Origin of the sequence: Oceanobacillus luteolus (assembly GCF_042678205.1) — a bacterium.
Lineage (GTDB): Bacteria > Bacillota > Bacilli > Bacillales > Amphibacillaceae > Oceanobacillus > Oceanobacillus luteolus.
The window spans coordinates 1-12,278 of the sequence record NZ_JBHUDE010000160.1 but is presented as its reverse complement, the minus strand read 5'-3'; the positions used below and the strand labels follow the sequence as shown (position 1 = coordinate 12,278).

At 37.5% G+C, this 12,278-nt stretch carries 14 protein-coding genes; 12 read left to right on the top strand and 2 right to left on the bottom strand.

The genetic code is table 11. The features are described 5' to 3' along the window. The first annotated feature begins 181 nt into the window (after positions 1 to 181). The 8 genes from ACFSBH_RS18360 (at position 182) to rpsI (ending at position 6,590) form a co-directional block, all read left to right on the top strand. A complete protein-coding gene (locus ACFSBH_RS18360; RefSeq protein WP_251514728.1) occupies positions 182 to 1,126 on the top strand; it encodes a DNA-directed RNA polymerase subunit alpha in 945 nt (314 codons plus the stop codon). A 37-nt stretch (positions 1,127 to 1,163) separates the two neighbouring features. Next, positions 1,164 to 1,520, top strand: coding sequence for a 50S ribosomal protein L17 (gene rplQ, locus ACFSBH_RS18355; protein WP_251514726.1), 357 nt, complete (start codon positions 1,164 to 1,166; stop codon positions 1,518 to 1,520). A gap of 787 nt (positions 1,521 to 2,307) precedes the next feature. Continuing rightward, positions 2,308 to 3,147 carry an energy-coupling factor ABC transporter ATP-binding protein gene (locus tag ACFSBH_RS18350; RefSeq protein WP_251514724.1) on the top strand — a complete coding sequence of 280 codons (840 nt, stop codon included), beginning with the start codon at positions 2,308 to 2,310 and terminating at the stop codon, positions 3,145 to 3,147. Continuing rightward, a complete protein-coding gene (locus tag ACFSBH_RS18345; RefSeq protein WP_251514721.1) occupies positions 3,123 to 3,986 on the top strand; it encodes an energy-coupling factor ABC transporter ATP-binding protein in 864 nt (287 codons plus the stop codon). The genes ACFSBH_RS18350 and ACFSBH_RS18345 overlap by 25 nt, the downstream gene beginning before the upstream one ends. 1 nt (position 3,987) lies before the next feature. Continuing rightward, positions 3,988 to 4,791 (top strand): energy-coupling factor transporter transmembrane component T family protein, encoded by an 804-nt coding sequence (locus ACFSBH_RS18340; protein WP_251514719.1) that lies wholly within the window; start codon positions 3,988 to 3,990, stop codon positions 4,789 to 4,791. Between the two features lie 12 nt (positions 4,792 to 4,803). Further along, positions 4,804 to 5,547 carry a tRNA pseudouridine(38-40) synthase TruA gene (gene truA, locus ACFSBH_RS18335; protein WP_251514717.1) on the top strand — a complete coding sequence of 248 codons (744 nt, stop codon included), beginning with the start codon at positions 4,804 to 4,806 and terminating at the stop codon, positions 5,545 to 5,547. Between the two features lie 193 nt (positions 5,548 to 5,740). After that, positions 5,741 to 6,178: a 50S ribosomal protein L13 gene (gene rplM / locus ACFSBH_RS18330; protein WP_251514715.1), complete on the top strand. Its 438-nt coding sequence runs from the start codon at positions 5,741 to 5,743 to the stop codon at positions 6,176 to 6,178. 19 nt (positions 6,179 to 6,197) lie between these two features. Further along, complete coding sequence (rpsI, locus tag ACFSBH_RS18325; protein ID WP_251514713.1) at positions 6,198 to 6,590, top strand: 30S ribosomal protein S9; 393 nt, start codon at positions 6,198 to 6,200, stop codon at positions 6,588 to 6,590. A 101-nt stretch (positions 6,591 to 6,691) separates the two neighbouring features. On the opposite strand, the gene ACFSBH_RS18320 is transcribed toward rpsI, so the two are convergent. Together ACFSBH_RS18320 and ACFSBH_RS18315 are read right to left on the bottom strand one after the other, a co-directional pair. Continuing rightward, positions 6,692 to 7,861 carry a site-specific integrase gene (locus ACFSBH_RS18320; RefSeq protein WP_251514711.1) on the bottom strand — a complete coding sequence of 390 codons (1,170 nt, stop codon included), beginning with the start codon at positions 7,859 to 7,861 and terminating at the stop codon, positions 6,692 to 6,694. Positions 7,862 to 7,912: 51 nt separating this feature from the next. After that, positions 7,913 to 8,698, bottom strand: a complete 786-nt coding sequence (locus ACFSBH_RS18315) for a helix-turn-helix domain-containing protein (RefSeq protein ID WP_251514709.1) — start codon at positions 8,696 to 8,698, stop codon at positions 7,913 to 7,915. Between the two features lie 142 nt (positions 8,699 to 8,840). On the opposite strand from ACFSBH_RS18315, the gene ACFSBH_RS18310 reads away from it, so the two are divergent. The 4 genes from ACFSBH_RS18310 to ACFSBH_RS18295 form a co-directional block, all read left to right on the top strand. After that, positions 8,841 to 9,125, top strand: coding sequence for a helix-turn-helix domain-containing protein (locus ACFSBH_RS18310; RefSeq protein ID WP_251514706.1), 285 nt, complete (start codon positions 8,841 to 8,843; stop codon positions 9,123 to 9,125). A 221-nt stretch (positions 9,126 to 9,346) separates the two neighbouring features. Further along, a complete protein-coding gene (locus tag ACFSBH_RS18305) occupies positions 9,347 to 10,426 on the top strand; it encodes a DUF927 domain-containing protein (RefSeq protein ID WP_379599009.1) in 1,080 nt (359 codons plus the stop codon). A 55-nt stretch (positions 10,427 to 10,481) separates the two neighbouring features. Then, on the top strand, positions 10,482 to 10,964 hold the full coding sequence (locus tag ACFSBH_RS18300; protein WP_379599007.1) for a hypothetical protein: 483 nt from the start codon (positions 10,482 to 10,484) through the stop codon (positions 10,962 to 10,964). Positions 10,965 to 11,546: 582 nt separating this feature from the next. After that, a partial coding sequence (locus ACFSBH_RS18295) for a hypothetical protein (protein WP_379599005.1) occupies positions 11,547 to 12,278 on the top strand: 732 nt, incomplete at its 3' end.

Genomic DNA, 12,278 nt, shown 5'->3' with positions numbered 1-12,278 from the left:
CTGTCTATACTGGGTTATAATGGTAATATTATACTCTGCACGTTTTTTAGTAAACGATAGATAGGAATGTACGAAGGAAAGACAGGTAGTGCTGGAATTTGCGCGACTGCCTACTTGAGGAATTTCGGTTAGACTTTTGGTCTAACCGGGGTTTCGACGTTTTTAAGGAGGGTTTTATTTAATGATTGAAATTGAGAAACCAAAAATTGAAACGGTTGAAATTAGTGATGATGCTACATTTGGAAAATTCGTAGTTGAACCTCTTGAGCGTGGATATGGTGCCACTCTTGGAAACTCCTTGCGTCGTATTTTACTGTCCTCACTTCCGGGTGCTGCTGTTACTTCAGTTCAGATTGACGGTGCATTGCATGAATTTTCCACGATCGACGGCGTGGTAGAAGATGTGACTACTATCATCTTGAACTTAAAGAAGCTCGCACTTAAAATCTATTCTGATGAACCAAAGACATTGGAATTAGATATTCAGGGTAAAGCTAATGTGACTGCTGCAGATTTGACATATGACAGCGACGTTGAAGTGATGAATCCAGATCTTCACATTGCAACGGTTAACAGCAAGGGTCGCTTGTATATGAAAATGACTGCTGAACGCGGTCGTGGCTATCGCCCGGCTGAGGAAAACAAACATGAAGAACAACCAATTGGAGTCATTCCAGTAGATTCTATCTTTACACCAGTTGAGCGTGTGACCTACCAAGTAGAGAATACGCGTGTTGGGCAGATAGTTGACTATGATAAATTAACGCTTGAAGTAACGACTGACGGCAGTATTCGTCCAGAAGAAGCTGTTTCTTTAGGTGCAAAAGTTATTTCAGAGCATCTTAATATTTTCATCGGTTTGACAGATGAAGCTCAAAACGTTGAAATCATGGTGGAAAAAGAAGAAGATCAAAAAGAAAAAGTAATGGAAATGACGATTGAAGAACTCGATCTTTCTGTAAGATCATATAACTGCTTAAAGCGTGCTGGTATCAATACTGTTCAGGAACTTACAACAAAGACCGAAGAGGATATGATGAAAGTGCGTAACTTAGGTCGTAAATCATTGGATGAGGTTAAGAATAAACTTTCTGATCTCGGATTAGGTTTACGAAATGATGACTAAGCAGTCACCTTTAGATTGTAAAAAGGAGGGATAGTCCATGACTAGAAAGTTAGGACGTACCACAGATCATCGTATGGCACTACTTCGTAACCTTGCATCTGATTTAATTATTCATGAACGCCTCGAAGTAACAGAAGCAAAAGCGAAAGAGCTTAGATCTGTAGTCGATAAAATGATTACACTTGGCAAACGTGGTGATCTTCATGCACGTCGTCAAGCAGCAGCATTTCTTTATAACAAAGAAACAGAAGATGACAACTCAGTGATTCAAAAGCTTTTCGATGACGTTGCAAAACGTTATGAAGATAGACAAGGCGGCTATACACGTGTACTTAAACTCGGTGAGCGCCAAGGCGATGGAGCACCCATGGCAATCATTGAATTGGTTAAATAAAAAAAGGCAAGGGCAGGACGAAATCTCTCCTAAAGAGGTGAATCCAAGCCCTTTTTTTGTATAAAGAAGTAGAGTAGAGAGCGCTATTTTATGGCATACTTTGATTTTCGTGCTCATATTATTTTCAAGCCATAGAAGCCCTCTCAGTGCATGAATCGAATAAGAATCAGAGTGTTCATGTCCATAGAGGCCCTCTCAGTGCATGAATCGAAAAAGAATCAGAGTGTTCATGTTCATAGAGGCCCTCTCAGTGCATGAATCGAAAAAGAATTAGAGAGTTCGCGTTCATAGAAGCTCTCTCAGTGCATGAATCGAATGAGAATTAGATTGTTCGTGTTCATAGAGTCTCTCTCAGTGCACGAATCGAATAAGAATCAGATTGTTCGTGTCCTTAGAGTTTCTCTTAGTGCACGAATTGAATGAGAATTAGATTGTTTGTGTTCATAGAGTCTCTCTCAGTGCACGAATCGAATAAAAGTTAGAGTATTCGTGTTCATAGAGGTCTTCTCAGTACACGAACGATATGAGAATCTGTGGCTTCGTTCCAATAGAATGATACACTATGCGAAACCTTCTTTTTTATTACAAACAGGGAGTTGTTTAGTGGAATCAGGCCAAGAATAATACAAGTTTCTCGGTTCACGAGAAGGAGCAGAGATTAGCAGAGAACGCTTCTAGTAAATTCGGGTCGAAAGATGAGATATTTAAATGATTCTCATCCTATCTTGTTATATACTATAACTTACATAGAAACGACCCACCGTAGAAGCGGGAGGAGGCACGAAAGATGAGAAAGGCTTTGATAGAATTCCGGAATGTTTCATTTCGGTATAGCGATACGAATCCTTGGGTTTTGAAAGATCTTTCATTCTCAATTTATGAAAATGAATTCGTGGCCATTATCGGGCACAATGGCTCGGGAAAATCGACTATTGCTAAATTAGTAAACGGTTTACTTTTTCCCCAAGAGGGAGAAATTTTAATAAATGGCGTTACTGTCAATGAGGAAACGATCTGGGATATCCGTCGTGAAGTTGGTATGGTGTTTCAGAATCCGGATAATCAGTTTGTTGGTGCTACTGTTCAAGATGATGTTGCCTTTGGTATGGAAAATCGTGGGATTCCCCGGGAAGAAATGATTAAAAGAATAGAGGATAATTTAGCTGCAGTCGGTATGCTGGATTATCGTTTAACTGAACCACATCGCCTTTCAGGTGGTCAAAAACAGCGGGTAGCAATCGCCGGTGTGTTGGCTATTTATCCTAAGGTGTTAATTCTGGATGAAGCTACCGCCATGCTTGATCCTAGAGGAAGAAAGGAAATTATGCAGACGGTGGCGAGCCTCAGCGAACAACAAGGGTTGTCACTAATTACGATTACACATGATTTGGCAGAAGTAGTACAAGCTGAACGGATAATTGTGATGAATCAAGGAGAAATATGGGCAGAAGCGACACCGAGAGAGATATTTTCCAAGCGCAATCAACTAAAAGAAATTGGGTTGGATGTTCCATTTGTAGCAATTTTGGCAGATGAGTTAAAACGGGCTGGGATAGAGCTTACGAAGGAACCTTTAAATCATGAGGAACTGTTGGAGGAATTATGGACATTACATTCAAAAACGTAACTTATATTTATCAAAAAAATTCTCCCTTTGAACATAAAGCGCTTGAAAATCTCTCATTCCATATTCCTTCAGGCACATTTGTAGCGATAATCGGTCATACAGGTTCTGGAAAATCAACGTTGATCCAACATTTGAATGGCTTAACTGTTCCAAGTGAAGGTGAAGTGCATATCGGCGATTTTAAACTGACGAATGATGAGAAGCCGAAAAATATGAAAGAGCTTCGAAGTAAAGTTGGGGTCGTATTCCAATATCCAGAACATCAACTGTTTGAAGAAACAATCGCAAAGGATATTGCTTTCGGTCCGCAAAATTTCGGTGTGTCGGAAGAGGAAATTGAAAGACGAACGAAAGAAGCATTACGTCAAGTACGATTATCTGAGGAACTCCTGGAACGTTCCCCCTTTGATTTAAGTGGTGGGCAAAAAAGGCGTGTGGCGATTGCGGGTGTCCTTGCAATCCAACCAGAAGTGCTCGTGCTTGATGAGCCGACAGCTGGTCTCGACCCACGTGGACAGAAGGAAATTATGGATATGTTTTATAACCTGCATCGGGAGGCTGGACTGACAACGATACTTGTCACACATAGCATGGATGATGCTTTGAAATATGCCGACCAAATATTGATTTTAAATAAAGGAACGAAATTCATGGAAGGTACACCAATTGACGTCTTCCGTCAAAAAGAAGCACTGCAAAGTGTGCAATTGGATGTGCCCGAAGTCGTTCAATTCCTGACAAGTTTTGAGGAAAAAATGGGCAAGCCGATAAACTTCTCGAATCAATCGATTGATGAAATTGCAACTTCCATCAGTGAGATTGTAAAAGGAGTGGAATAAAATGAATAACTCCTTGATTATCGGCCAATATGTACCAGGTAACTCATTTATCCACCGTCTAGATCCACGGACAAAAATAACAATAATATTTTTCTTTGTTTTTATCGTATTTTTTGCCAATAATGTACCGAGTTACGGCGTCTTGGTTCTCTTTGCGTTAACTTGTATGTTTACAAGCAAGATTCCAATTCGCTTTATTATGAAGGGTCTTACACCGGTATGGTTTCTCATAATCTTTACGTTTATTCTGCACTTAATCGTAACGAGAGAAGGAACAGTCCTATTTGAGTTAGGAATCTTTGAAATCTATTCAGGAGGACTTATCCAAGGTTTTGCAATTTCAATTCGTTTCTTTCTCTTAATACTTGTTACATCTTTATTAACACTAACGACGACACCAATTGAGATTACAGATGCAATTGAAGACATGCTTCATCCATTAAAAAGATTTAAGTTTCCTGTACATGAGCTTGCCTTGATGATGTCGATTTCTTTACGCTTCATCCCAACGTTGATGCAGGAAACAGATAAGATATCCAAGGCACAAGCTTCACGAGGGGTGGACTTTCGTACAGGCCCATTAAAAGAGCGGATCAAGGCCATTGTCCCATTGCTCGTTCCACTGTTTATCAGCGCATTTAAGCGTGCTGAAGAATTAGCGATGGCGATGGAGGCAAGAGGATATCAAGGCGGAGATAACCGTTCAAAACTGCGGGAATTGCAAATTACGAAGCTTGATATTTTCGGTTATATTATTTTTGTGCTTGTCATAGCTGTTTTATTTGTGACAAGGACCTACGGGTAGAGGTTATAATCCATGACTAGAATTAAATGTACTTTAGCTTATGACGGCTCGAATTTCTATGGTTTTCAGATTCAACCTGATAAGCGGACCGTCGCTGGTGAATTAGAACAGGCACTGAAAAAAATCCATAAAGGCGAATCTATCCGGATTCAAGGTTCAGGACGAACAGATACCGGCGTACATGCGGAAGGACAAGTCATTCATTTTGATTCCAAGCTCTCTTTGGGAGCGGATAACTGGAAGAAGGCATTAAATGCATTGCTTCCTGATGACATCTTCATCAAGGCCGCTGAAATCGTCTCAGAGGACTTTCATGCGCGTTTTAATGCTAAGATGAAGGAATACCACTATTATGTCCGTACAAGCCCTGAGCGCGACGTATTTAGCCGTAATTATGCCTATCATGTTCCTGAGCAGCTCAACCTGACAAAAATGCAAGATGCATGTGCATACTTGAAAGGTACCCATGATTTCACGACTTTTTCATCGGTGAAAGCAACGGTGCAAGGAAGTCGGGTTCGGACACTCTACACTGTAACGTGTGAAGAACATCCAAATGGGTTTCGCTTTGTTTTTATCGGTGATGGGTTTCTTTACAATATGGTCCGTATTCTTGTGAGCTTCCTGCTCGATGTAGGCAGAGGGAAATGGCAACCAGAAGAAACGCTGGAACTACTCGCTGCCAAAGATCGCACGAGGGTAGGAAAAACGATTGGACCAGAAGGTTTATACCTTGTACGGGTCGTTTATGAATAATTAGAAATTTGTATGAAAAAAAGACGGAAAAAATATAACCAAACCTTGACAAAGCACGCGGTTATGTTATATTATGATTTATGGCATTTTATTTCTAAACCATGATTAGCCCCGGAATCTAATTGTGTTTTTTAGAAACTTAAAATACAAAATATGAAACGTGATTTTATATATATATGGAGGGAAAAATACCATGCGCACAACATTCATGGCAAACGAAGCGAACATCGAACGTAAATGGCTTGTTGTTGATGCAGAAGGCAAACGTCTAGGTCGTCTTGCTAGTGAAGTTGCTTCTATCCTTCGCGGAAAGAACAAACCAACTTACACACCACATGCAGACACTGGTGACTATGTCATCGTAATCAACGCAGAAAAAATCGAACTATCAGGTAACAAAGAACAGGACAAAATGTATTACCGTCACTCAAACCACCCAGGTGGATTGAAAGAGAGTAATGCAGCAGAAATGCGTGCTAAGCACCCTGAACGCATGATCGAGCTTGCGGTTAAAGGCATGCTTCCAAAAGGTCCTTTAGGACGTAAAATGTACTCTAAATTACATGTTGTTGTCGGTCCAGAACATAAACATCAAGCACAAAAACCAGAAGTTTACGAGCTTCGTGGGTAATCAAAGGAGGTAAAATTCATTGGCACAAGTACAATACTACGGCACAGGACGTCGTAAAAAATCAACTGCTCGTGTACGTTTAGTACCAGGTTCAGGTAAAGTTACAATCAATGGTCGTGAAGCAAGTGACTATTTCCCATATGAAACACAACTTCTTATTCTAAACCAGCCATTGGCTGCTACAGAAACAGAAGGAACTTATGATGTGTTAGTTAATGTTCACGGTGGTGGATTCACTGGTCAAGCTGGTGCAATTCGTCACGGAATCGCTCGTGCGCTTTTACAAGCTGATCCAGAATATCGTGCTTCCCTAAAACGCGAAGGCTTCCTAACACGTGACCCTAGAATGAAAGAGCGTAAGAAATACGGTCTTAAAGGCGCTCGTCGTGCACCACAGTTCTCAAAACGTTAATATCGTTGGTATATCAACGTTTACAACCTCTTCCTGGGTATATTGGGAAGGGGTTTTTTTATGCTAAGAACTTGATTGAATACCCCTTGAATACCCTTCGCTTAAAAGTTGAGAAAATTATTGATTGTAGCTGTAGCTTTCTCATTCATTACATCTGAAACGTGTGTATAGACATTCATCGTTGTTTGGATATCTTTATGTCCCAAACGTGCCTGTGTAGCTTTTATTGGAACTCCGGCTTCACATAAATGAGAAGCGTGTGTATGTCGCAATCCGTGAACTGTAATCCTAGGCAAGTCAGTATGTTTGTTGAAAAAGCTGTATAGTGACTCATTTGGCGAAGCTAGACGGAGATATTTCATTACTCCTTCATCTTTATCAAAACGGGTAAATACAGGCACTTGTTCAGCACTATAAGGTATACCCAACAGTTCATATTCTTTTCTTTGGATATTTTGCCACTCTTGAAGCGTAGAGAGTGTGGGTTCGTTAAATTCAACTATCCTTCTCGAATTGATAGTCTTTGGTTGATGCAACGCTTGAATACCATCATATTGAGCAAGTGTTTTTCTAACAAAGACGGTTCGGTTGGTAAAATCAATATCTGACCAGTGTAATGCGAGAGCTTCGCCTTTTCTTAATCCAGTGACGGCCAACAGACGAAATAGCGTGTAATTTTTAAAGGTCATATCTTCTTTTGCTCTCTTTAAAAATTCTTGCAGTTCGTCTTTAGTGAAGAAATTCCCTTTCTCCTCATCTTCATCATAAAAGAGCTCACTATGCAATTTAGGAATTGTTACATATTCCATAGGGTTCCTCTGGATTAAACCATACTTCATAGCGTACTTAAACACGAGGTTTGCCTGAATTTTGTAATCATTAAATGTCTTTAATTCAGTTGCCCACTCATTGATTACTTTTTGACAATATAGGTTTGTGATATTAGCAATTTTTAAATGTCCGAACTTAGGCAGTATCCGTTTAAATTTGCTTTGAATAGCTTTAATGGTTGTTGGCTTTACCTCAAGCTTATGTTGTTTGATCCAAAGCTCATATACATCTCTAAATGTAAGTTCGTTAACACTACCAGGACCATCCTCATTTACTTCCAAACGAAGCTGAGCTAAAGCGATTTGGGCTTCTTTCCTAGATTTAAATCCTCTTCTAGTCGTTCTTTTCTTTTTCCCCGTGATTGGGTCAATACCAATATAAAAGTTGAACATATAGGCTTTTGAGCCGTCTTTCTTTTTGTATTCTTTAATATTTGCCAATTAATACCTTTCCTTTCCATACGCTGGCGGGCGATATGGGTAAAGGTAACATTAGTTAAAGTGAAAAAATATAGCTGTTTCTCCAGTTTCTTTGTCAAAATGAATGTCTTCAATATCAGGATATTTAAATTTTAAATAAGCAAAATTAGCGATTTTTTTATTATTACCTACTTTACCTTTTTTAAAGTTTTCCCAGCTAAGATCCTCTGGGTCAGCGTAGCTAATTGGGACATTTATACTTAATCCGAATATAGAACCTCGTTCAAACCCTTCCCAGTTAACATACGCTAAAGAAGGAGTCTCTTTGTTAGCAAAATCCATATTCCATAGTAGATCTGTAACGATTAAATAAGCCATAACATTGAGAGCAATTTTATTCTCATTTGGATTAAACTTAATACTTAAATCATGATTTGTATGTTCGGGCTTATAATCATCAAATGTGATGTGTAAATATGACTTTTCGTTCTTGCTGTTGACTTTGAAATATAAAACAGAAAAGGTAAAGTCATAAATTAATTCGGGTTCTCCACCACTTTCTAAATCAGCCCAGATTTGATAACGAAATGGTCTGCACTCATGGCTTTTTAAAGGAGTATAGTCATTTTCAATGCTTTTTACATGCATAGCGTACAAATCAGTTACTTCTTCTAACAAATCCGAGATTCCTACATTTGTGGCATTTAAAATTTTGTTTAACGTATCGTACTGAATTCCTTTACTTTTATTATTCACCATTAAACTAATAGTGTTTTTCGAGATACCAGTTCGTTCATGAAGTTCTGTGATTGATATTCCTTTATTATCTAGTATTTCTTTTAGCCTCATTCTAATCATTTTTACCACCTCCTTTTAAGAATATAATACCATATATAGTATAAAAAACAAACATATAGTATAAAATCATTGACATTATTTTTTGTAATGATACTATATGAAGTATAATAATACTATATGCAGTTAAAAGGAGGTGATTTCTATGCAAATGAATGTTCCAATACAATTATCCAATGATTTTATTGCTTCCTATGAAAAAGCTTTGTTGGAGATGACACAGCAAGTTGTAGAGAAAGTTCAATTGGATAGTGATTATAAGCCTTATATGAATAAGAAAGAAGCTGCACAGTACATTGGAGTTAGCTTTAATACCTTCCAAAAGCTAGAGAAAATGGGGCTTCCAATAATTGAAATTGATGGGATTCGTTTAGTAAGGAAGCAGGACATTGATGATTTCTTGGATGAACATAAAAACACAATGAAATAAGCACTATGCTGGCGGGCAATATGTGCAAAGGAAGGATAAGAGGAATTGGATTGTGGAAACAAAAAGTCTCCCGATGCTGCAACATCAGGAGACCCACATACACTCCATTTTGAAAGGAGATTCTTGATGGATATTTTGATACTTCAATTTTATAACATTCTAGGAGAGTTGGCAACGTCCCGGCGTAGGGGGTGCTGGGATTGACGGTCTACGAGGAATTCATGAAAGAGGTAGAAGGGTTTGGAATTCCAAGCCCTTTTTTCATGAAAGACAATAAGCTAATGCGACTAAATGAAAAAGATAATGAAGAAGAATTTATTAGCAGACAAATTCCCTATGTTACAAAGTGTTTTGACGACATAGAGAAAAACAATGTTCAGTATGAATTAAAATGGTTTAATGACGGCAAAGTGTACAGTGAAGTGGTTCCTGCAATTGCATTAGCAACGAAGCGAGAAGTGATTGCACTTGCAAACAAAGGGTTAAGTAGCAACGATCGAAATGCACGCCACCTAATTGAGTATTTCGATTTGTTTCTAGAAAAAAATAAACTGAAGCGTTCAGTGGTTGTCAGTCACCTGGGTTATGTGGGAAATCATTTTATTCATCCACTGATAGAGTCCAAGTTTCGCATTGTTCCACCTGATGAGGGAGAGATACAAAGGCTTAAAGCTATCAAGTGCAGTGGGACTGTTGAGGATTGGATAACAAATGTGTTGGAACCTCTTTATGATAATCCAAAGGCATTATTTCCTATTATGGCATCATTTGCTTCTGTACTCTTTAAGGAATTTGATTTAAGTCCAATTATTGTTGATATATCTGGTATTTCTTCAAGTGGTAAGACTACCGTTCAAAAGGTTTGTGCCAGTGTTTGGGGGAAGCCAAGTGGTTATATTAGTTCAATGCTTACAACGAAGGTAGCAATTGAGCGAATTGCTTCATTTCTCAATGCATTTCCCTTAATTCTTGACGATACAAATACAGCTCATGATAAAAAAGCATTACAACAGATCATTTACTTATTTGGTAATGGAACAGGGAAAATGCGGGGCAGTCTAGACGGCAGTCGGGGGACGAGCTCTTGGCAATCGGTATTTATCACTACAGGTGAAAATAACATTTTAGAATACACAAATTCACAAGGGAGTGCTGCACGAGTTATTCCGATCACAAACTTTAAGTTTATAAATAAAACTGCTGATTATTTTACTCTCTTGAATCAAAATGTAGAGCTATATTACGGAAGTATAGGGCTTGAGTTCATAAAACGCTGGGGGGAATCATTCAGAGCGATTTAAAAGCAGATTTAAGGAGCTAACGAATCTATTTCAATCCAATACTAACAATAATATCATGCGTAGAATAGCCTTGCATTTTGCATTTATCGTATATGTCGCAGAAGTCTTAAATGAACTATTTAAAGACGAAGGTATGAAAATTCCAGTTAGCGATTTTAAAGATTTATTTAATGCTATATGCTCTGAAAATGACCATGTAGATCGAGCTAAGAATGTATTAATAGAGATACTTGAGGAGCTAGATGCCAATAGAAATCATATCTTTGCTGAATATGAATCGAATAGCGGCATTCACGCAATCTTTAATAAGAATGGGTTATATTTAACCATCGACTATATAAATAAGAGATTGGGAGAGGATGCAAAGCAGATAAGACAAGCGTGGATGAATCAACAGCTTACCCTTGAACAAAAGAATGGAAGGAAGATCGTCGATTATAAAGCTATAACTCATAAAAAGCAAAATTTCCGAGTTACTCAGGTAAATCCAGAGTTTATAGAAGAACAAGGTTTTAATTTTTCTAGAAACTATTTTTAACTTAAGATATTATAGTGTGTAATTTTGTAATTATGTAATTAAGAGTTATAAAGTCAGTCATTTGAGGGACAAAGCGATTACAAATTTAAATACAAAAAAGTTATTGCTAGAAAAAATACAAGAAAAATAGATGGGATTACAAGTGGAATTACTACTTGTAATCCTCCTTTTGTTCCGGTGAAACAGGATTTTGAATAAAATTACAAAATTACAAGTATTGTAGCGTAGCATAATATTTATAATCCAGATATCTATCATATTCCGATTAAATTAAAAATAATTCAAATACTTATGATAAAAAGGACTTACTTAATTAAGTAGTTCGGTGTAAACTGAATTTATAGAAATAATTGAAATGGAAGTTTGTGAAGAAATGTACTTACATTAACGGGGCAGTAGAGTTGTGTAAGGATCGAAACCTTTAACACTGGTGAAACGTATGTAATATTAATTGAAAAGAAAGTAGGAGACTCTATGTCAGCAAATAAGTGGCTTCTGGCATAATTACCACCTTCTCACACCGTAGCTGACTTTATTGGAAGTGTGGAGTTGCATATAAATAAAACAGGGTGGGGATTACAAATGGAAAAAAAAGAAGAGTACTTAGCTTTGCTTTCTAAAACATATGATGAAGCAGTAGAATATTTACTTAAAAAATATGGTGCAGCAAGAGATGATTTCTTCAGGGAACAATCATATGAACGATTCTTAAAAGGAGAAATAAAAAAAATTACAAAAGGGAAGTATTCGAGATCTGTCGAGGGGTTAGAGTGTCATCACATTGATGAAAATAAGTTTTTAAATATGACAAATGAGTCTTTTATAAAAGCTCAAAATATTGCTTTTAAATATCACAAAAAAGAAAGGTTAGTGTTTTGTGATATAGTTGAACATGCTATTCTGCATACTATAATTTCAAAAGAAACCGCGTTAGAATTTGGTATTCCAGGATATCAAGTTTTTTTACGTCCCAAAATAAAGGACTGGTATGTGGAAAAGATTATTCCTAAAAAAAGTAAATGGCATATTGCCTGTTACCATAGATCTTACATAACACCTGAAGACGCATATGAATTATTAGAAAATATGGACAGTATATTGTCTGTTGAACAAAAACGAATAAATCAAGAAGAGTTGGAAGAGAAAAAGATAATGATTCGGAAAGGCAATTTCAAAAACTTAAATAGTGATAGTTCTAGACATGAAATTGTTGGTGCATTGTATGATTTGAATAAAATGGGTGCTTCAGGGTATCTTCATGTATTTAATGATTTTGTATACTCTGAGAAATATAAAAAAAAGATCATCCAACCT